This window comes from Pseudomonas sp. GW821-FHT09C09, assembly GCF_059418105.1.
Map to the genome: position 1 here is coordinate 766,876 of NZ_JBWKPF010000003.1, position 19,762 is coordinate 786,637.

The window sequence follows — 19,762 nt, forward strand, 5'->3', positions numbered from 1 at the left end:
TGACCTCACGCGCCAGTTGAGGTCGGGTTTGATGCAGGAACATCCCGTTTGAGCAATTCGAGCAGCAAAGATTTTTCTTCGGTGCTCAGATCGCTTTGACGTGATTTCCTGAGAAGTTGTTCCAGCTTTCGCTCGCGCTGGCGGGCTGACAAGCTAGTTATGGTGTCGAAAAACTGTTGTTCAAGGTTTTCTCCGTTGATCAACCACTCCTTTTCTGCCAGGCGGGTCAGCAATCGACCTTGTTCGGTGCCATGCCATCGCGAGATCAACTGAAAAGAGTTTAGCTGAGGATTCTTTTGCACGGCTTCCAGTGAGGCCACCAGAAGCTGGGTGTTGGTATTGTCTTCATCCGCAAAGTGGCTGGCCGTCTCGACCTTCAGCGCCAGTTGCGGGTGATGGATCACCGTTCGCAGGGCAGCCATGATCGGTGGCTCGACGGGAGCCGGCACTCTCGGGGCGCGCGGTTGATCGCGATCACCGCCACGCTTGCCGTTCTTGTCCCAGGGCTTTTTGTCCCATTTCTTGCCGCCGGCACCGGGTTTCTTCGGCGTCCATTCCTGCTGCGGCACATACATGTCCTGTGCCTGCGGCTGATGGTAGTCGCTGAAGTCCGGCATCGCGTCGTAATCGATGCCGGGGTCGTAGGCGGGCGGCGCTTCCTGCGGTGTGCTCTGGGCCAGCTGGCTGACGGTCTCGCTGCTCAGGCCGGTGATTTCGGTCAGGCGCTGACGCATCAGGATTCGCAGGTTTGCCCCTGGCACTTTATCGATCAGCGGCGCGGCAAGCGTCGCCATGTGCGCCTTGCCTTCGAGCGAGCGAGGGTCGGCTTCTTCGGTCAGTTGCTGGAAGAAATAGTCTGCCAGTGGCTGCGCGTGCTGATTGATCCGCGCACGGAAGGCGTCGGTGCCTTCAGCGCGGATCAAGGTGTCCGGGTCTTCGCCTTCGGGGAGGAACAGGAAGCGTGCGCGGCGACCGTCCTGCAGGCTGCTCAGCGTGGCTTCCAGTGCACGCCATGCGGCGTTGCGGCCGGCCTGGTCGCCGTCAAAGCAGAACAGCACGTTCGGTACGACCCGAAAAAGGCGCTTCAGATGCTCTTCGCTGGTGGCTGTGCCCAGGGTCGCGACGGCGTTTCGCAGGCCTTGCTGGGCCAGGGCGATGACGTCCATGTAGCCCTCGACGACGATGATTTCGTCGAGGTTGCGGTTGTTCTTGCGGGCTTCGTAGAGGCCGTAGAGTTCCTGGCCTTTATGAAATACCGGGGTTTCCGGTGAGTTCAGGTATTTCGGCTTGTCGTCGCCGAGGACCCGACCGCCGAAGGCGATGATGCGCCCGCGAGTATCGCGGATCGGAAACATCACGCGATCGCGGAAGCGGTCATAGCGCTTGCCGGTTTCGGCGTTCTCGATCAGCAGGCCGGCGTCGATCATGGCTTTCTGCTGCAGGGTGTCGCTGCTCAGGTGCTTGAACAGGTTGTCCCAGCCTGGCGGGGCGAAGCCGAGGCCGAAGTCCCGGGCAATTTCACCCGTCAGTCCACGGCCCTTGAGGTAATCCACGGCAGCCTTGCGTGCCGGGTGGCTCTTGAGCGCCTGGCGGTAAAAGTCCGCAGCGGCAGTCAGCAGTGGATAAAGCGGCGAATCGGTCGGCTGTCGCGGTTTGTGCGAGCGGCTACCTTCTTCGCGCGGCACTTCCATGCCGGCGGCTTTGGCCAGGTCCTCGACTGCCTGGGGAAAGTCCAGGTTGTCGTGGTCCATGAGAAAACCGAGCGCGTTACCGCCGGCGCCGCAACCGAAGCAGTAATAGAACTGCTTGTCGGGGCTGACGCTGAACGACGGGGTTTTCTCTTTATGAAACGGGCAGCAGGCGGTGTAGTTCTTGCCGGCCTTCTTCAATTGCACGCGCGAACTGACCACATCGACGATGTCGGTGCGGTTCAGCAGGTCGTCAATGAAGCTCTGGGGAATCAGCCCGGCCATGGCGTTCTCGTCGTCTGCGCTGTAATGAGTCCGATGCGATGGGCGGCCGGACGCGGGTCATGCTTGAAAGCGCACAAAGAGTGCGGCTCGACCGGTGTCGTCTGCTTAATCGCTGTCGGGAAGTGTATCTGCCGAAAATCCACTGACGTTAGTACCTATCAGTCTTCGACTTTATGAAAGTGTTGCGCTGAATCCGCTGACGGCCGGTTGAGGACCTCGGATAGCTCATGAAGCGGGCACGCAAGCAGGTGCCTTGGGCTGATCGTCGTAAGAGGAATCAGTGGGTGTGCTCGTCAGTAGCCTTGAAAGGCTCGTCAGAAAAGACGTGCACCGCTGGCAAAAGAGCCAGGCCTGACGCGGTGAAGCGGATTTGTCTCGGTCGCGTGTGCGGCTTCGACGGTGAAGCATCAAGCGTTTTACGCAAATGCCATAAGCCCGGCTGAGGGCCGGGCTTGGCAGAAGCTTGCTACGATCGTCTGTGTATTAGTACAGACGAACGGCGCGGCGCTGTTCGCGCTGAACTTTCTTGGCGTGACGCTTAACAGCGGCTGCTGCCTTGCGCTTACGCTCGGAAGTTGGCTTCTCGTAAAATTCGCGGCTACGAACTTCAGCCAGTACACCGGCTTTTTCGCAGGAGCGCTTGAAACGACGCAGAGCTACGTCGAAGGGTTCGTTCTCTTTAACTTTGACGGCTGGCATCCAGAGCTACCTTCATTCATTACCGGGGTCAACATCCTCGCGGCAAAAGAGCACTTGAAGACGTCGGTTTTTAAGGGTTGCGGATGTTAACCCCTCAACGCTCGGAATGCAAAGCCTCTGATCGAAAACCGCTGGTCGGGGCATCCAGTGGCGACTATTATGCGCGCCTTCGAATTCAGCCTAAACAAGGCGCAAACCCATGCTAGTACTGGGATTAGAAACTTCCTGCGACGAAACCGGCGTCGCTTTATACGACAGTGAGCGGGGCCTGCTGGCCGACGCACTGTTCAGCCAGATCGACCTGCACCGCGTCTACGGCGGTGTGGTGCCGGAGCTCGCCTCCCGCGATCACGTCAAGCGCATGCTGCCCTTGATCCGTCAGGTGCTGGCCGAGGCCGACTGCGTGCCCACCGAGATCGACGCCATCGCCTACACCGCAGGTCCTGGCTTGGTCGGCGCGTTGCTGGTGGGTGCTTCGTGCGCTCAGGCGCTGGCGTTTGCCTGGGGCATTCCGGCGCTCGGCGTGCATCACATGGAAGGCCACTTGCTGGCGCCGATGCTGGAGCCGAAACCGCCGGAGTTTCCGTTCGTCGCTTTGTTGGTCTCCGGTGGTCATACGCAGCTGGTTCAGGTCGATGGCATCGGCCAATACAGCCTGCTGGGCGAAACCCTCGATGACGCGGCAGGCGAAGCTTTCGACAAGACCGCGAAGATGATGGGCCTCAATTATCCGGGTGGTCCGGAAATCGCCAAGCTGGCAGAGAAGGGTGTCGCAGGACGTTTCACCTTCCCGCGTCCGATGTGCGATCGCCCGGGCCTGGATTTCAGCTTCAGCGGCTTGAAGACTTTCGCCCTCAACACCTGGCAGCAGTGCGTCAGCGCTGGGGACGACAGCGAGCAAGCCCGTTGCGACATCGCGCTGGCGTTCCAGCAGGCCGTGGTGGAGACTTTGACCATCAAGTGCAAGCGTGCGCTGAAGCAGGCCGGCATGAAGCGTCTGGTGATCGCTGGCGGCGTCAGCGCCAACAAGGCATTGCGGGTTTCTCTGGAGAAAATGCTCGGCGACATGAAGGGCGATGTGTTCTATGCCCGTCCCGAGTTCTGTACCGACAACGGCGCGATGATTGCGTTTGCCGGTTGCCAGCGTCTGCAGGCCGGCCAGCAGGAAAGCCTGGCGATCAGCGTGCAGGCGCGCTGGCCGATGGAGCAGTTGTCGGCGCTGTGATGAACGGTGCTCACGTACGGTATTTAAAAATGCCGTTCGCGCCCGGCAAACAGGTCGCGTAGATTGCCCCGGTGGCGCCAGACGATCAGCAGCGTCAGCGTGCTCATCGGCAACAGCGCTTCCGGTTCTTGCCAGGCCAGCAATGGCAGGGTCAGGGGCGTGGCAATCAATGCTGCCAGCGAGCTGGTGCGGGTCAGGTAGAACGTCAGCAGCCAGGCGCACACCGCCAGCAATGCGGCGGGTGGATACAGACCCAGCAGCATGCCGGCCGCCGTGGCGACGCCCTTGCCGCCGCGGAAACGGAAGTACAGCGGGAACAGGTGACCGATCACGGCGCAGACGCCGATCCACGCCTGATCCTGCAGCGAAAGACCCGCCGCCGAGGCGATCAGCACCGGCAGCAGGCCTTTGCACAGATCACCCAGCAGGGTCAGGATCGCGAGTTTGCGACCGGCCAGGCGCAGCATGTTGGTGGCGCCGGCATTACCCGAGCCACTCATTCGCGGATCCGGATTTCCGGTCAGGCGGCTGAGCAAAATGGCGAAGGACAGCGAGCCGAGCAGGTAGGCGAGGATCGCCAGTAACCAAAACATGCTAACTATTCCGGGCGAGGACGCCCTGATTCTAACGGCGCATTGCGCCCTTGTCGTGCAGCGGAGAAAAGTGCTTGGACAGAGTGTTTATCGAGGGCCTGGAAGTCGACACCGTGATCGGTGCCTACGACTGGGAGCGCGGCATCCGACAGTGCTTGCGTCTTGATCTGAGCTTCGCCTGGGACAATCGCCCGGCTGCTGCCGGTGACGACCTGACCCTGGCACTCGATTACGCCAGTGTTTCCACCCGGATCCAGGCCTTTGCCGAGCAGGCACAGTTCCAGTTGGTCGAGACCTTCGCCGAGCGCCTGGTCGAAGTGCTGATGGCCGAATTCAAGATCACCTGGGTGCGCCTGAAGCTGACCAAGCCTGGCGCAGTCCCGGCCGCCAAGGGTGGTGTCGGTGTGGAGATCGAGCGCGGATGTCGCTGACTCAGGTCTACCTCGGGCTCGGTAGCAATATCGAGCGCGAAACTCATTTGCGAGCCGGTCTGGATGCCCTGGCCGGTTTTCTGGTGGATATCCGCTGTTCGGCGGTGTTCGAAAGCCAGCCGGTGGGGATCAAGAGCGGCCCGTTCTTCAATTTCGTGGTGTCGGCCTACACCGATCTGCCGCTGATGGAGCTGGATCGACGGCTGAAATTCATCGAGGCGGATAACGGTCGTTATGCCCCGGATCGCAAGGGGTTGCCGCTGGATATCGACGTCTTGCTGTACGGAAAGCTGGCGGGCAATTTCGACGGGCTGATCCTGCCCCGGGCCGAGATTCTGAAAAATGCCTTCGTGTTGTGGCCGTTGTCGCTGATTGCGCCGGATCGGGTGCATCCAGGTGTGGGAAAAAGCTTTGCCACGCTGTGGTCCGAGGCGCAGATCGATCAGGTGCTGGCACCGGTCGGGTTTGAATGGCGCGGTATTCAGCTCACGCCTGCGGATTTATTGAACTGACTGACGCCATCGCGACCGGTTCGCGATGGCGTCAGGTGTTTTCAGGACGACGCTGATTCCTTGTAAGCCTTCAACGCCTTGAGCCGTTCACGCTTGAGCGCTTCGCCCAGCTCCGGGCCCTTGAAACCTTTCTCCAGCAGCGGCTGTACCGCAACGCCCCGAGCGGCGCTGGCTGCACCGCGCAGGTAATCCGCCTGTGGATAACTGCGCTGCTCAAGTCCTTTGCGGCCTCGGGCATCCATCTCGCATGCGACGATAAATTCTTCGAAACGCTGCGGTCGGCGATAAACATCAAAGCTCTGCAGCAATTCCAGCAAGGTCGACGCCTTCAGCTCCAGGGCGCGATGGCCGTGGGTGTGATACTGGCCGACCAGCAGGGCCAGTTCCTGACAGTCCTTCGGTGCCTTGAAGCGTTCGTTGACCGCTTTGATCAGCTTCAGGCCCTTGTGCTCGTGGGCGATATGCCGCGGCCATTCCTCTTCCGGGGTCAGGCCCTTGCCGAGATCATGCAGCAGGCAGGCCCAGCGCACCGTCAATGGTTGCTGGTGCAGGGCGGCTTGCTCAAGCACGCTCAGTGTGTGAATGCCGCTGTCGATTTCCGGGTGATGGATTTCCGGTTGCGGTACGCCGAACAGGGCGTCGACCTCCGGCATCAGCACTTTCAGTGCGCCGCAATCGCGCAGTACCTGAATGAACACCTGCGGCTGACTTTCCATCAATGCGCGGGAAATCTCTTTCCAGCTGCGTTCGGCGGTCAGGGCCTCCAGTTCGCCGGATTCGCTGAGCTGGCGCATCAACTCAAGGGTCTCGGGGGCAACCTTGAAACCGAGTTCTGCGTAACGAGCCGCGAAGCGGGCAACACGCAGGACTCGCAGGGGATCTTCGGCGAACGCGGGGGAAACGTGACGCAGGATCCGGTCATCGAGATCGCGCTGGCCGTGATAGGGATCCGTCAGGTTTTGCTGATCGTCCTCGGCCATGGCGTTGATCGTGAGGTCGCGACGGATCAGATCTTCTTCAAGCGTGACCTCGGGGCTGGCGTGAAAGGTGAACCCGCCATAACCGCGACCGCTCTTGCGTTCGGTACGGGCGAGGGCGTACTCCTCGCCGCTTTTCGGGTGAAGAAACACAGGGAAATCCGCACCGACCGGGCGAAACCCTTTGGCGAGCATTTCTTCTGCGGTGGCGCCGACCACCACCCAATCGATATCGGTGACCGGTTTGCCCAGCAGGCGATCACGCACTGCACCGCCGACCTTGTAAATCTGCATAAAAAACCTCCGTTGGCCCGACAGGATAACCCTTGCGCCGGACTTTCGGAGGCCAGAACGGGATCAAAGATGAATGACAGCCAGATCGAGCCGACCGTAATCCCCCTCGCCGTGTTCGCTGCGGGGCGGTACATGGTGGGTTTTCATGATCTGGTCGCCCTGCAGGGTTTCCAGATGAATGTCGAAACCCCATAGCCGATGCAGATGCTTGAGTACCTCGTCGGTGGAGTCACCCAGCGGTTTGCGGTCGTGCTGCTGGTGACGCAGGGTCAGAGAACGGTCACCGCGCCGGTCGATGCTGTAGATCTGCACGTTCGGTTCACGGTTGCCCAGGTTGTACTGCGCGGCCAGGGTCTCGCGGATGATCCGGTAGCCGCCCTCGTCATGGATGGCGGGCACCAGCAGATCGTCCTTCTGGTCGTCATCGAGGATGCTGAACAGTTTCAGGTCGCGGATCACCTTGGGTGACAGGTACTGCAGGATGAAACTCTCATCCTTGAAGCTGCTCATGGCGAACTTGATGGTCGATAGCCAGTCGGTACCGGCGATTTCCGGGAACCAGCGACGGTCTTCTTCTGTCGGTTCTTCGCACATGCGCCGGATGTCGCGGTACATGGCAAAGCCCAGTGCATAAGGATTGATGCCGTTGTAGTAGGGACTGTCGAATCCCGGCTGGAACACCACGCTGGTGTGAGACGTCAGGAACTCCATCATGAAACCGTCGGTGACCAGCCCTTCGTCATACAGGTCGTTCATCAGCGTGTAGTGCCAGAAAGTCGCCCAGCCCTCGTTCATCACCTGGGTCTGGCGCTGTGGATAGAAATACTGGGCGATCTTGCGCACGATGCGCACGATCTCCCGCTGCCATGGCTCCAGCAGCGGCGCGTGTTTCTCGATGAAGTACAGGATGTTTTCCTGAGGTTCGGCCGGGAACCGTGCGTTGTCCTTGTCGCTGAACTTGTCCGCGCCTTTGGGAATGGTGCGCCACAGGTCGTTGATCTGCTTCTGCAGGTGTTCTTCGCGATCCTTTTGCCGGCGCCGCTCTTCCTCGGCGGAAATCGGATACGGGCGTTTGTAGCGGTCGACGCCGTAGTTCATCAACGCATGGCAGGAGTCGAGCAGGTCCTCGACCGCGTCGATGCCGTGGCGCTCTTCACACTGCATGATGTACTGCTTGGCGAACACCAGGTAGTCGATGATCGAGCTGGCATCGGTCCAGGTGCGGAACAGGTAATTGCCCTTAAAGAAACTGTTGTGGCCATAACAGGCATGGGCCACCACCAGCGCCTGCATGCAGATGGTGTTTTCCTCCATCAGGTAGGCGATGCACGGGTCGGAGTTGATCACGATCTCGTAGGCCAGCCCCATCTGCCCGCGACTGTAGGATTTCTCGGTGCTGAGGAAGTGTTTGCCGTAGGACCAGTGGTGATAGCCCAGCGGCATGCCGACCGAAGCGTAGGCGTCCATCATCTGTTCGGCGGTGATCACTTCAATCTGGTTGGGATAGGTGTCCAGGGCGTACCCGGCCGCGATCCGGGCAATTTCGCGGTCATAGGTCTGGATCAGCTCGAATGTCCATTCGGAGCCGGTGGAAATGGGTTGGCGCTTCTGCTCTTTGGCGGTCATGTCACTAACCTGCGCTGGAAGAGTTCACGGAAGACCGGATAGATATCTCCGGCCGAGACCAACTGCTGCTGGGCAAAAGTGTCAGAAAAGGCTTCGGCGATGCGTTCGTACTCGTACCACAGGGCCTGATGTTCGCGCGGGGTGATCTCTACGTAAGTGTAGTACTGCACGAACGGCATGATCTGGTTGATCAGGATGTCGCGGCAGATCGGCGAGTCATCGTTCCAGTTGTCGCCGTCGGAGGCCTGAGCGGCGTAGATGTTCCATTCGTTGCTCGGGTAGCGCTCGGCCATGATCTCCTGCATCAGTTTCAGGGCGCTGGAGACGATGGTGCCGCCGGTTTCCCGCGAATAGAAAAACTCTTCTTCGTCCACTTCCCGGGCACTGGTGTGGTGGCGGATGAACACGACGTCGATCTTGTCGTAGTTCCGCTTCAGGAACAGGTACAACAGGATGAAAAAGCGTTTGGCGATGTCCTTGGTCGCCTGGGTCATGGAGCCGGAAACGTCCATCAGGCAGAACATCACGGCCTTGGAGCTGGGGTTCGGCTGCTTGATCAGCAGGTTGTACTTGAGGTCGAAGGTGTCGAGGAAGGGCACTCGATGAATGCGCGCGCTGAGTTTCTCGATTTCCGCTTCCAGGTTCTGAATATCGCCGAAATTATCCGGTTCTTCGCGTTTCAGGCGTGCCAGCTCTTCCTTGGCCTCGCGCAGCTTGGCGCGGCTGCTGCCGGACAGTGCGATCCGCCGGGCATGGGCCGAGCGCAGGGTGCGGATGATGTTGATCCGGGACGGGTTGCCCTCGTTACTGATCCCGGCGCGAACAGTCTTGAAGGTATCGGTACCGGTCAGGTTGCGTTTGACCAGGTTCGGCAATTCGAGGTCCTCGAACATGAACTCGAGGAATTCCTCCTGGGTGATCTGGAAGACGAATTCGTCCATGCCTTCGCCGGAGTTGCCGGCCTTGCCCGGCCCACGGCCTCCGCCACCTCCCGGCGGGCGGGCGATGTGTTCGCCGGCGGTGAATTCCTTGTTGCCGGGATGAACCACGGTCTGCTTGCCGCCGCGACCATGGTGAAGCACCGGCTCGTCGATGTCGCGACCGGGAATGCTGATCTGCTCGCCGTGCTCCATGTCGGTGATGGAGCGCCGGCTGACCGCCTCTTCGACAGCCTTCTTGATGTGGTCACGGTAACGCCGCAGGAAGCGCTGACGGTTCACCGTGCTCTTGTTCTTGCCATTGAGACGTCGGTCGATCACATAGCTCATGACTGCTCCTTAGAAGCTGTCCTGCAAAGGGCGAGCGGTCATGCAGCGTTTAACCGAATGCCTGGGTACGCAAACGCTCCCCCAAGCGCTTTGGGTGCTGCCTGAACCTCGCTACCGCCTTTCGAACACCTTCCAGAGGCCTGTGTAGCAGAAAATGCGCACACAGGCCTCGGGCTGACGACAACCGGTCTGACCGGCCGCGGTTTACTGTGATTTTCTGACCCGCAGATACCACTCGGAGAGCAGTCGTACCTGTTTGTCGGTGTAGCCGCGTTCGACCATTCGTGTAACGAAGTCGTTGTGTTTCTGTTGATCCTCTTTGCTGGCCTTGGCATTGAAGCTGATGACCGGCAGCAGGTCCTCAGTGTTCGAGAACATTTTCTTCTCGATGACCACCCGCAGTTTTTCGTAGCTGAGCCAGGTCGGGTTCTTGCCGTTGTTGTTGGCTCGGGCGCGCAACACGAAGTTGACGATTTCGTTGCGGAAATCCTTCGGATTGCTGATGCCGGCCGGTTTCTCGATCTTTTCCAGTTCCTCGTTGAGGGCGACGCGGTTGAGGATCTCGCCGGTTTCCGGATCGCGGTATTCCTGATCCTGAATCCAGAAATCCGCGTACAGAACGTAGCGGTCGAAGATGTTCTGGCCGTACTCGCTGTAGGACTCGAGGTAGGCGGTCTGGATCTCCTTGCCGATGAATTCGATATAACGCGGCGCCAGGTACTCTTTCAGGTAGCGCAGATAGCGTTCGCGGGTCTCGGCCTGGAACTGTTCCTGCTCGATCTGCTGTTCCAGTACATAGAGCAGGTGCACCGGGTTGGCCGCGATTTCGTGCGGATCGAAGTTGAAGACCTTGGACAGGATCTTGAACGCGAACCGGGTCGACAGACCGTTCATGCCCTCGTCGACACCTGCCGCGTCGCGGTATTCCTGGATCGACTTGGCCTTCGGATCGGTGTCCTTGAGGTTTTCGCCGTCATACACGCGCATCTTGGAATAGATGTTGGAGTTTTCCGGCTCCTTCAGGCGCGACAGAACGGTGAACTGCGCCAGCATCTTCAGGGTGTCCGGCGCGCAATGGGCCTTGGCCAGGGAGCTGTTGAACAGGAGTTTGTCGTAGATCTTCACTTCGTCGCTGACCCGCAGGCAGTACGGCACCTTGACGATGTAGATCCGGTCGATGAACGCTTCGTTGTTCTTGTTGTTGCGGAAGGTGTGCCACTCCGATTCGTTGGAGTGGGCCAGCAGGATCCCGGTGAACGGAATCGCGCCCAGGCCTTCGGTACTGTTGTAGTTGCCCTCCTGGGTGGCGGTCAGCAGAGGGTGCAGCACCTTGATCGGTGCCTTGAACATTTCCACGAATTCCATCAGGCCCTGGTTGGCCCGGCACAGCGCACCGGAATAGCTGTAGGCATCGGCGTCGTTCTGCGGGAATTCTTCCAGCTTGCGGATATCGACCTTGCCCACCAGCGCGGAGATGTCCTGGTTGTTCTCGTCGCCCGGTTCGGTCTTGGCCACGGCGATCTGGTTGAGGATCGACGGGTACAGCTTGACCACGCGGAACTGGCTGATGTCGCCACCGAATTCGGCCAGGCGCTTGGTGGCCCATGGCGACATGATGGTGTTCAGGTAGCGGCGAGGGATGCCGAAGTCCTCTTCGAGGATCGCGCCATCTTCGGTGGCGTTGAACAGACCCAGTGGAGATTCGAATACCGGTGAGCCCTTGATGGCATAGAAGGGCACTTTTTCCATGAGCTGTTTCAGCTTCTCGGCCAGGGACGATTTACCGCCACCGACGGGGCCGAGCAGGTAGAGGATCTGTTTCTTTTCCTCGAGACCCTGGGCGGCATGGCGGAAATACGACACGATCTGGTCGATGCATTCTTCCATCCCGTGGAAGTCTTCAAAGGCCGGATAGCGACGGATCACCTTGTTGGAAAAGATTCGCGACAGCCTCGAATTGGTCGAAGTGTCGAGCAGCTCCGGTTCGCCGATAGCCATCAACAGACGCTCGGCGGCGGAAACGTAGGCGCTGCGATCCTTTTTGCACAGTTCCAGGTATTCCTGCAGCGAGAATTCTTCCTGGCGTGTGGACTCGAAGCGTTGTTGGAAGTGGCTAAAGATACTCATGACGTCACCTCGCTCGATACGTGGAGCCGACGCCGGATCACTCAGTCGATGCTGGCAAGCAGCCGCGATGGCAGCTGTTGTTTACCCCCCAGAACCCTTCCGCGATCGACAACCGCGAAAGTCACTCCCGATGACCCGTGCGCCGGTGTACCGGCTCTCCCCTGTTTTGGATGGCCTGGGCTTAAGGATAGTTGGGAATTCGGGAGGTAAAGGCGAGATACGTAATTAGTTGTGGCAGACCGTTCGTCTGCCACCGCGCGAGCCCACGGGAGCCGGGGCTTGCACGTTACAAAAAAATTATTCGGAGGTGCCTTGCGCGGTTTCCGAAGGAAAAGTCGTACGCCACAGCTCGAAGCCGCCGTCCATGCTGTAGACGTCGGAAAAGCCCTGGCTGACAAGATACGCCGCGGCACCCTGGCTCGAATTGCCGTGGTAGCAGACCACGACGGTCGGGGCATCGAGGTCGGCGCCCTGGATGAAGGCGTGCAGAGAGTGATTGTCCAGATGCTTCGAGCCGCTGATGTGCAGCGCCGCGAATGTGGCTGGGTCACGGACATCGACGACCACGGCACCTTGCTCGCGCAGGGCCTGGGCCTGTTCCGGGGGGATTCGTTTGAATTCGCTCATGGCGGGTTCCTGTGGCTCGGCTGAAAACGCAGTCTAACGCGGGGCGCTGACTGGCGAGGATTCGGTGATCGGTGGTGCGACGGGAGGCAGGACGCCGCCGTGTTCGTCGCATTTGCACGACAGCCGTTCAAAGCTGTCGACGTTCATCAGGGTCAGGCTGCCACCCCACACACAACCGGTGTCGAGGGCGGAGATGCCTGGCTCGTGGACATCGCCCTCAAGCGCCGCCCAGTGGCCGAATATGATCCGCAGGCCACGGGTCTTGCGTTCCTTGTGCTGGAACCACGGTTTGTAACCCGGTGGCGCCGTGTCCAGACCTTCCTTGCTCTTGAGGTCGAGCTTGCCTTCGGCGGTGCAGAAGCGCATGCGCGTGAAGTAGTTGGTGATGACCCGCAGGCGGGCCACGCCTTTGAGCTCGCTGTCCCACTTCGCCGGTTCGTTACCGTACATGCCGTCGAGGAAGGCCGGGAGCAGATTGTCGTCGCGCAGGGCGGTCTCGACTTCTTCGGCGTACTTCAGGGCTTTGCGCAACGACCATTGCGGCGGGATGCCCGCATGAGTCATGGCGACTTCGCGTTGCTCGTCGTAGTGCATGAGTTTCTGCTGACGCAGCCACTCCATCAGTTCGGCGCAGTCCGGTGCTTCGAGAATCTCGCGCAGGGTGTCGGACTTTTTCATGCGCTCGATGTTTTTCGCCGCCGCCAGCAGGTGCAGGTCGTGATTGCCGAGGACGCAGACCAGCGACTCGCGCATGCCATAGAGAAAGCGCAGGGTTTCCAGCGATTGCGGGCCACGGTTGACCAGGTCGCCCACCAGCCACAACCGGTCCACTGCCGGGTCGAACGCGACTTGCCTGAGCAGGCACTTGAGCGGTTCGAGGCAGCCCTGAAGGTCGCCGACGGCATACGTCGCCATTAGTGCAGGGCTCCGGGAACGGCGAGGCGGAAGGGTTTGATGATCGCATCGAAATGCTTGCCGTCACTGGCGACCATTTCATAGCTGCCCTGCATGGTGCCGACCTTGGTGGTCATGACCGTGCCGCTGCTGTAGGTGTGGCTTTGTCCCGCGTCGATCAAGGGCTGCTGGCCGACCACGCCGGCACCGCGCACTTCTTCGACATGCCCGTCGCCATCGGTGATCACCCAATGCCGGGACATCAGTCGGGCCGGTTGCTCGCCATTGTTCTGCACAGTGATGGTGTAGGCGAAGGCGAAGCGGTCGTGCTCGGGTTGCGATTGGTCTGCCAGGTAGTGAGTAACGACACTGACATCGACCTGATAACGAGGATCAGACATGCAAAGGGCCTTAAGGACGAAGCGGGACGCGGGGGGTAGCCGATGGATTGAGTCTAGGCAAGTATCGGGCAGGAGACCAGAGCGGCGTCCTGCCCGAGCACGATGCTTGCCTGTCAGTCGGCTGCAGGTGTTTTCGCGGGCTGTTCGGCAAGCTTGTCGGCCAGACGCACGAATGCGGCCAGATCGAGCTGCTCGGGACGCAGGCTGCCATCGACACCGGCGGCCTCGATTTCAGCGTTGCTCAGCAATTGCTTGAGGGTATTGCGCAGGGTCTTGCGGCGCTGATTGAAAGCTTCGCGCACCACGCGCTCCAGCAGGCGGTGATCCTTGGCCGGGTGCGGCAGTACCGCGTGCGGCACAAGACGCACGATGGCCGAGTCGACCTTCGGCGGCGGGTTGAAAGCCCCCGGGCCGACGTTGAACAGATGTTCGACCCGGCAGTGGTACTGAACCATGATCGACAGACGGCCCCAATCGCCGCCGCCCGGGCCGGCGGCCAGACGCTCCACGACTTCCTTCTGCAACATGAAGTGCATGTCGCGAATGATGCCGGCGTTGTTCAGCAGGTGGAAAATCAGCGGCGTGGAGATGTTGTACGGCAGGTTGCCGACCACACGCAGGCTGTTCGGCGCAGCATTCAGGGTGTTGAAGTCGAACTTCAACGCATCGCCCTGATGCAGGTTGAAGTTGCTCTTGCCGGCGAACTGCTGGTTGAGGATCGGGATCAGGTCCTTGTCCAGTTCCACCACGTCCAGCTGTGCGCCGGAATTGAGAATGCCGGCGGTCAGCGCGCCCTGGCCCGGGCCGATTTCCAGCATCCGGTCGTCAGGCTTGGCACTGATGGAGCGCAGGATGCGGTCGATGACGCCGGCATCGTGCAGGAAGTTCTGGCCAAAGCGTTTGCGCGCCTTGTGTTGGTATTGCTCGGTCATAAACGGGTCTCGGCCATCTGGTAGGCGGTTTCCAGGGCGACCTGCAGGCTGCCGGTGTCGATCTTGCCGCTGCCGGCCAGATCCAGGGCGGTGCCATGGTCGACGGAGGTGCGGATGATCGGCAGGCCCAGGGTCACGTTGACCGCTGCGCCGAAGCCTTTGTACTTGAGCACGGGCAGGCCCTGGTCGTGGTACATCGCCAGCACTGCGTCGCAGTGCTCCAGATATTTGGGGGTAAACAGAGTGTCGGCAGGCAGCGGGCCACGAAGGTCCATGCCCTCGCCGCGCAGGCGCTCCAGGGTGGGTTCGATGATGTCGATTTCTTCATGGCCCAGGTGTCCGCCTTCACCGGCGTGCGGGTTGAGCCCGCAGACCAGGATGCGTGGTTGGGCGATGCCGAATTTGTCTTGCAGGTCGGCGTGCAGGATCCGCGTGACCCGTTCCAGTCGCTCCGGCGTGATCGCATCGGCGATGTCGCGCAAGGGCAGGTGAGTGGTGACCAGTGCCACACGCAAACCGTGGGTGGCGAGCATCATCACCACCTGGGCGGTGTGGGTCAGGTCGGCGAGGAATTCGGTGTGGCCGGAAAAAGCGATGCCCGACTCATTGATCACGCCCTTGTGCACCGGGGCGGTGATCATCCCGGCGAAGTCGCCGTTCAGACAGCCATTGCCGGCGCGGGTCAGGGTTTCAAGAACGAATGCGGCGTTGGCCTTGTCCAGTTGCCCGGCGACCACGGGGGCGCTGAGCGGGGTGTCCCAGACGTACAGGCTGTTGGCAGGCGCCGGGGCGTCCGGCCAGTTGTCAGGCGCCACTTCCAGCAAGCTGACGACCAGCCCCAGCTGCGCGGCCCGCTCTTGGAGCAGGTCGCGGCTGGTGATGGCAATCAGGGGATGTGGCTGGGCTTGCGAGGCGAGCAGCAGGCACAGGTCGGGACCGATGCCGGCCGGTTCGCCGGGTGTCAGCGCGAAACGCTTGGGTTTCACTGCGCTGCCTGGTCTGCACCAGGGAGTTTGATCTCTACGTACGCTTCGTCACGGATCTGACGCAGCCAGGTTTGCAGCTCTTCGTCGTATTTGCGGTTACGCAGTACGGTCATGGCTTGCTGCTCGCGGGCCTGTTCGGTGCTGTCGGTGGCGCGACGGCCAAGGACTTCCAGAACGTGCCAGCCGTACTGGGTCTGGAACGGCTTGGACAGCTGACCCTGCGGGGACTTGGCCATCACGGCGCGGAATTCCGGTACCAGTGCGTTCGGGTCGATCCAGTTCAGGTCGCCGCCGTTGAGGGCGGAACCCGGGTCTTCCGAGTATTTCTTCGCCAGTTCGGCGAAATCTTCGCCAGCTTCGATGCGGTTATACAGCGACTGGGCCAGTTCCTTGGTCTTGGCTTCGTCGCGGACCGGACTTGGCTTGACCAGAATGTGGCGTACATGCACTTCGTCACGCATCTGGCTTTCGCCACCGCGCTTTTCCAGCAGCTTCAGGATGATGAAACCACCCGGAGTGCGTGCCGGTTGAGTGATGTCGCCCGGCGACATGGCGCTCAGTTCACGATCGAACGGCGGTGGCAATTGAGCGGCTTTACGCCAGCCCATGTCGCCGCCTTCGAGGGCGTTGTCGCTGCCGGATCTGGCAACGGCCAGTTGACCGAAATCAGCGCCCTGCTTGAGTTGCTGGTAAACCTCCATCGCCTGGCGTGCGGCACTCTGAATCGCTTCAGAGTTGGCGCTTTCCGGGGTCGGAATCAGGATGTTGGCCAGGTGCAGCTCTTCGGACAGTTGCATCTTGCCCAGGTCGGAGGCGAGGAAGTTCTTCACTTCCTGCTCCGATACCTGAATGCGTTCTGCAACACGGCGCTGACGCACACGGCTGATGATCATTTCCTTGCGGATCTGATCACGGGCGCCTTCGTAGCTCAGGCCGTCTCGGGCCAGGGCCGCGCGGAACTGGTCAACGGTCATGTTGTTGCGCTGGGCAATGGTGCCGACAGCCTGGTTCAGTTCTTCATCGGTGATGCGGATGCCGGAACGTTCGCCGATCTGCAGCTGCAGGTTTTCGACGATCAGGCGCTCTAGCACCTGCTGATCCAGCACGCCCGGAGGCGGCAAGCCGCCACCGCGCTTGGCGATGGTTTGCTGAACTTCGTGGACGCGTTGATCCAGCTGGCTCTGCATGACCACGTCGTTGTCGACGATGGCCACAACCTTATCGATGGACTGCACCGCGGCGTTGGCCGCGGTACCCAGGAACAGCGCGCCCAGCATCAGCGGGCGCAGACAATCAGAAAGCTTGGTCTTCACGTTGACGATAACCTTGGATGCCTTTGTCGAGGAAGCTCTCTACCTTGGCGCCAGTGAGGCCGCCGAGTCCCTTCAGAACAATTTGGAGGAAGACGCCGTGGTCGCCTTTTTCGTTTTGCGGAGCTTCCTGACTGAACTCGTCGTAGGAAACCCAGTAACGGTTGATCAGGCGCAGTTTCCAGCAGCAGTTGTCGTACTCGAAACCACCGAAGGCTTCCAGTGTACGGTTGCGGTTGTAGTCGTACTGCCAGCGGCTGATCGCGCTCCACTGCGGAACGATCGGCCAGATGACCGAGAAGTCATGCTGCTGGATCTTGTAGTAGTCCTTCACGTACCCAGGCTGGCCCGGGGTGCCGTAGTCACCACCGCCCACCGACCATTTACCGGTGTTCTGGTCGTAACGAACCTGGTCGTTGCGATAGCGATAACCGAGGTTGACCACCTTGTTCGGGTTGTCTTCAGGCTGGTAGTGGAACATCGCGCTGCCGGAACGAGGGCTGCGGCTGTCCGGATCCCAGTTGTAGTCGGCCGTGGTGCGCCAGTCGCGGTTCCAGCGGTATTCGTACTCCAGCGCATAAGGCGAAACATTGGAATGCGCGTCGTCGCGGGTTTTCGGGTCGATACCCGGCAGTTGGACTTCGCGATCCTTGAAGTACAGCGCCTGACCGACACTGATGCGTTGACGCTCGAAACCGTCGTCTTCAATCCAGCGGTTGGTTATACCCAGCGACAGTTTGTTCTCGTCACCGACACGGTCGGAACCGGAGAAGCGGTTGTCGCGGAACAGCGACGCATAGTTGAAGGTGTATTCACCGGTGTCGAATACCGGAATGTCACCTTGATCTTTCTCAGGCACATAGAGGTAGAACAGGCGAGGTTCCAGGGTCTGGCGATAGTTCTTGCCGAACCAGGTGGTATTGCGATCGAAGTAGAGACCGCTGTCGATGCTGACGATCGGTACGCCGCGATTCTCGTTGCTGTTGAACCGGCCGTTCAGCTTCTGTTGCTCGGGGCTCAAGGCAGCGATCTGCGACTTGCCGGTACCGTCCAGGTCAAGCTGGTACTGGGTGTACTGGTATTTGATCGATGGCTTCAGGAAGCCATAAGTCCAGTCCATCGGCAGGCTGATAGCCGGTTTCAGGTTGAGTCGGTCACCCGTGGCTCGGGCCAGACCGGTCACGTTGTTATCCAGTCGACGCTCGACAGAACCGTCTTCATTGACGAAGTTGCCATCTTTCAGATCGCGGTCAAAGCGAACCAGCTCCGTCTCGTAATCGAAACGCAGGCCCTGAGGATTGTATGGCAGCTGACCATTGAAAGTGATCTGTGGCAGACGGTCATATGGCGTGATGTTCGAAACGGTCGCCAACTGGTACGCCTGAGCATTCAAGCGTGCGGTATAGCTGTCGCCACGATAGCTGATGGCGCCTTGCTGGTTCACGTAGTCGGCGCTTTTGACACCGATCTGATCGGTCGTCAGATCCTGGAAGTAATACGGATCGCTGATCTTGGTGTAGTCGACCTCGGTGAACACGCGGGAGTCGAGACCACCCTTGTGCTGCCAGTTGTACATGTAGCGATTTTTTTCGTAATCGGTCTGCTTGCTGCGATCGGTGTCTTCGTCGTTGAGGTACGCAGCACCGAACTGACCTTCGCTGGACTTGGTCAGGTAACGGAATTCGCCTTCCATCAACAGGCCGCGCTTGCTCATGTAGCGCGGGTACAACGTGGCATCGTAGTTCGGTGCCAGGTTGAAGTAGTACGGGGTGACCAGCATGAAGCCGGTGTCGCTGCCGGTGCCGATGGTCGGCGGCAGGAAGCCCGACTGACGGCGGTCGTCGATCGGGAAGTAAATGTACGGGGTGTACAGGATCGGAATGTCCTTGACCCGCAGCGTCACGTTGGTTGCGGTACCGAAGCCGGTGGCAGGGTTCAGGGTGATGTTGTTGCCCTTGAGCTGCCAGGCGTTGCTGTTCGGTTCGCACGTGGTGTACGTGCCGTCCTTCAAGCGGATGATCGCGTTTTCGGCGCGCTTGGCGTACAGCGCGTTACCGCGGATGCGCGATTTGTGCATCACGTATTCGGCGTTGTCGACTTTCGCTTCACCGGTGTCGAGCTGCACATCGGCGTGGTCGCCGACGATCAGCGCGCCGTTGTCGCGGATGCGCACGTCGCCCTTGAGTTCGGCGCGGCTCTCGGCCTGGTAGAGGCTGGCTTCCTGGGACTCGACCTGCATGCTGCCCTGGCGCAGGACCACGTCACCGGCCAGCGTGCCGACCTGATCTTCGGTGTTGTAGCGCGACGCTTTCGCGCCGATGAAGGTCGGGGCGTCACTTTTATTCGTCTTGTCATTCATGCCAGGACGAATCGGTTCGATATAGGAACCAGAGCAGTAAGGACCTGTCTCGGCCAGTTGGGCGGCGGTGAGCTTCTCGCGCGGAACCCAGTCGAGGTGACTGTAGTCTTCGCTACGGGATTTCAGACCGCGACCTTTGGACTCGGTGACCAGTACGGGTTTGGGACCGGAGTCCGAAACGCTGCCGTTCTCGGCCGGGGCTTCGCCGGTGGCGCTGACAGCGCTGCCGTCATGCACCGGGCGCGGCGGCAATGCCGCTGCCGGCGTCTTCGGCGAACAGGCCCAGCCGCCCGTAGCCGAGACGGCGCAGTCATACTGCTCGGCGGCGACAACGAATGAACTGGCCAGAGGTTGCATAGCCAGCAGACTGCCGGTTACCAACAACGGAAATTTTTTACGAAACGCGGGGGATTTCAATGCCATCTTATTAGTCCGGGCTTCCTGCGTGCCATCTGCCCGCGGTGTGGGCCGCACGCCTCTCGATGGTCTGAAAAAGATGCTGGATAATAAAGCATGACCCGCTTGACG

17 protein-coding genes are annotated in these 19,762 nt (G+C 60.3%); 3 read left to right on the forward strand and 14 right to left on the reverse strand.

Annotated features, from left to right (window positions below; all coding sequences use genetic code 11):
- Positions 1-5: 5 nt before the first annotated feature.
- Both dnaG and rpsU read right to left on the reverse strand, forming a co-directional pair.
- Entirely contained in the window at positions 6-1,973 is a 1,968-nt protein-coding gene (gene dnaG, locus AC07NR_RS13300) for a DNA primase (protein WP_305835825.1), read from the reverse strand.
- Positions 1,974-2,456: 483 nt separating this feature from the next.
- The gene (rpsU, locus tag AC07NR_RS13305; protein WP_002551877.1) at positions 2,457-2,672 is read right to left on the reverse strand and encodes a 30S ribosomal protein S21; all 216 of its coding nucleotides are present in this window, start codon (positions 2,670-2,672) and stop codon (positions 2,457-2,459) included.
- Between the two features lie 199 nt (positions 2,673-2,871).
- On the opposite strand from rpsU, the gene tsaD reads away from it, so the two are divergent.
- Positions 2,872-3,897 (forward strand): tRNA (adenosine(37)-N6)-threonylcarbamoyltransferase complex transferase subunit TsaD, encoded by a 1,026-nt coding sequence (gene tsaD / locus AC07NR_RS13310; protein ID WP_039768071.1) that lies wholly within the window; start codon positions 2,872-2,874, stop codon positions 3,895-3,897.
- A gap of 23 nt (positions 3,898-3,920) precedes the next feature.
- Here tsaD and plsY read toward each other — a convergent pair whose 3' ends face one another.
- Positions 3,921-4,490, reverse strand: coding sequence for a glycerol-3-phosphate 1-O-acyltransferase PlsY (gene plsY, locus AC07NR_RS13315; protein ID WP_085709211.1), 570 nt, complete (start codon positions 4,488-4,490; stop codon positions 3,921-3,923).
- A gap of 74 nt (positions 4,491-4,564) precedes the next feature.
- Here plsY and folB point away from each other — a divergent pair, with 74 nt between their 5' ends.
- Positions 4,565-4,921, forward strand: coding sequence for a dihydroneopterin aldolase (gene folB / locus AC07NR_RS13320; RefSeq protein WP_016772885.1), 357 nt, complete (start codon positions 4,565-4,567; stop codon positions 4,919-4,921).
- Positions 4,912-5,433 (forward strand): 2-amino-4-hydroxy-6-hydroxymethyldihydropteridine diphosphokinase, encoded by a 522-nt coding sequence (gene folK / locus AC07NR_RS13325; RefSeq protein WP_495078743.1) that lies wholly within the window; start codon positions 4,912-4,914, stop codon positions 5,431-5,433. The genes folB and folK overlap by 10 nt, the downstream gene beginning before the upstream one ends.
- Before the next feature lie 41 nt (positions 5,434-5,474).
- Here the strand turns inward: folK and AC07NR_RS13330 are convergent, their stop codons facing one another.
- The 11 genes from AC07NR_RS13330 to AC07NR_RS13380 form a co-directional block, all read right to left on the reverse strand.
- Complete coding sequence (locus AC07NR_RS13330) at positions 5,475-6,704, reverse strand: multifunctional CCA addition/repair protein (protein ID WP_248740040.1); 1,230 nt, start codon at positions 6,702-6,704, stop codon at positions 5,475-5,477.
- A 63-nt stretch (positions 6,705-6,767) separates the two neighbouring features.
- Complete coding sequence (locus tag AC07NR_RS13335; RefSeq protein ID WP_085709215.1) at positions 6,768-8,330, reverse strand: SpoVR family protein; 1,563 nt, start codon at positions 8,328-8,330, stop codon at positions 6,768-6,770.
- Positions 8,327-9,598, reverse strand: coding sequence for a YeaH/YhbH family protein (locus AC07NR_RS13340; protein ID WP_085709216.1), 1,272 nt, complete (start codon positions 9,596-9,598; stop codon positions 8,327-8,329). The genes AC07NR_RS13335 and AC07NR_RS13340 overlap by 4 nt, the downstream gene beginning before the upstream one ends.
- Positions 9,599-9,802: 204 nt before the next feature.
- The gene (locus AC07NR_RS13345) at positions 9,803-11,725 is read right to left on the reverse strand and encodes a PrkA family serine protein kinase (RefSeq protein ID WP_011336211.1); all 1,923 of its coding nucleotides are present in this window, start codon (positions 11,723-11,725) and stop codon (positions 9,803-9,805) included.
- A 297-nt stretch (positions 11,726-12,022) separates the two neighbouring features.
- Positions 12,023-12,352 carry a thiosulfate sulfurtransferase GlpE gene (gene glpE, locus AC07NR_RS13350; RefSeq protein WP_007959911.1) on the reverse strand — a complete coding sequence of 110 codons (330 nt, stop codon included), beginning with the start codon at positions 12,350-12,352 and terminating at the stop codon, positions 12,023-12,025.
- A gap of 33 nt (positions 12,353-12,385) precedes the next feature.
- On the reverse strand, positions 12,386-13,267 hold the full coding sequence (locus tag AC07NR_RS13355; RefSeq protein WP_248740042.1) for a symmetrical bis(5'-nucleosyl)-tetraphosphatase: 882 nt from the start codon (positions 13,265-13,267) through the stop codon (positions 12,386-12,388).
- Complete coding sequence (gene apaG, locus AC07NR_RS13360) at positions 13,267-13,647, reverse strand: Co2+/Mg2+ efflux facilitator ApaG/CorD (RefSeq protein ID WP_085709218.1); 381 nt, start codon at positions 13,645-13,647, stop codon at positions 13,267-13,269. The genes AC07NR_RS13355 and apaG overlap by 1 nt, the downstream gene beginning before the upstream one ends.
- Positions 13,648-13,760: 113 nt before the next feature.
- On the reverse strand, positions 13,761-14,579 hold the full coding sequence (gene rsmA, locus AC07NR_RS13365; RefSeq protein WP_085731707.1) for a 16S rRNA (adenine(1518)-N(6)/adenine(1519)-N(6))-dimethyltransferase RsmA: 819 nt from the start codon (positions 14,577-14,579) through the stop codon (positions 13,761-13,763).
- On the reverse strand, positions 14,576-15,565 hold the full coding sequence (gene pdxA, locus AC07NR_RS13370) for a 4-hydroxythreonine-4-phosphate dehydrogenase PdxA (RefSeq protein WP_248740043.1): 990 nt from the start codon (positions 15,563-15,565) through the stop codon (positions 14,576-14,578). The genes rsmA and pdxA overlap by 4 nt, the downstream gene beginning before the upstream one ends.
- Positions 15,562-16,878, reverse strand: a complete 1,317-nt coding sequence (gene surA, locus AC07NR_RS13375; protein WP_495078744.1) for a peptidylprolyl isomerase SurA — start codon at positions 16,876-16,878, stop codon at positions 15,562-15,564. Before surA ends, pdxA begins: the two co-directional genes overlap by 4 nt.
- Positions 16,859-19,657, reverse strand: coding sequence for an LPS-assembly protein LptD (locus AC07NR_RS13380; protein ID WP_134828297.1), 2,799 nt, complete (start codon positions 19,655-19,657; stop codon positions 16,859-16,861). The genes surA and AC07NR_RS13380 overlap by 20 nt, the downstream gene beginning before the upstream one ends.
- Between the last annotated feature and the right edge of the window lie 105 nt (positions 19,658-19,762).

Excerpts from the sequence above, each read along its gene's own strand:
- AC07NR_RS13340 (WP_085709216.1), bottom strand. The coding sequence starts at position 9,598 with ATGAGCTATGTGATCGACCGACGTCTCAATGGCAAGAACAAGAGCACG.
- dnaG (WP_305835825.1), bottom strand. The coding sequence starts at position 1,973 with ATGGCCGGGCTGATTCCCCAGAGCTTCATTGACGACCTGCTGAACCGC.
- apaG (WP_085709218.1), bottom strand. The coding sequence starts at position 13,647 with ATGTCTGATCCTCGTTATCAGGTCGATGTCAGTGTCGTTACTCACTAC.
- AC07NR_RS13380 (WP_134828297.1), bottom strand. The coding sequence starts at position 19,657 with ATGGCATTGAAATCCCCCGCGTTTCGTAAAAAATTTCCGTTGTTGGTA.
- AC07NR_RS13330 (WP_248740040.1), bottom strand. The coding sequence starts at position 6,704 with ATGCAGATTTACAAGGTCGGCGGTGCAGTGCGTGATCGCCTGCTGGGC.
- plsY (WP_085709211.1), bottom strand. The coding sequence starts at position 4,490 with ATGTTTTGGTTACTGGCGATCCTCGCCTACCTGCTCGGCTCGCTGTCC.
- AC07NR_RS13335 (WP_085709215.1), bottom strand. The coding sequence starts at position 8,330 with ATGACCGCCAAAGAGCAGAAGCGCCAACCCATTTCCACCGGCTCCGAA.
- tsaD (WP_039768071.1), top strand. The coding sequence starts at position 2,872 with ATGCTAGTACTGGGATTAGAAACTTCCTGCGACGAAACCGGCGTCGCT.
- rsmA (WP_085731707.1), bottom strand. The coding sequence starts at position 14,579 with ATGACCGAGCAATACCAACACAAGGCGCGCAAACGCTTTGGCCAGAAC.
- rpsU (WP_002551877.1), bottom strand. The coding sequence starts at position 2,672 with ATGCCAGCCGTCAAAGTTAAAGAGAACGAACCCTTCGACGTAGCTCTG.
- AC07NR_RS13345 (WP_011336211.1), bottom strand. The coding sequence starts at position 11,725 with ATGAGTATCTTTAGCCACTTCCAACAACGCTTCGAGTCCACACGCCAG.
- folK (WP_495078743.1), top strand. The coding sequence starts at position 4,912 with ATGTCGCTGACTCAGGTCTACCTCGGGCTCGGTAGCAATATCGAGCGC.
- AC07NR_RS13355 (WP_248740042.1), bottom strand. The coding sequence starts at position 13,267 with ATGGCGACGTATGCCGTCGGCGACCTTCAGGGCTGCCTCGAACCGCTC.
- glpE (WP_007959911.1), bottom strand. The coding sequence starts at position 12,352 with ATGAGCGAATTCAAACGAATCCCCCCGGAACAGGCCCAGGCCCTGCGC.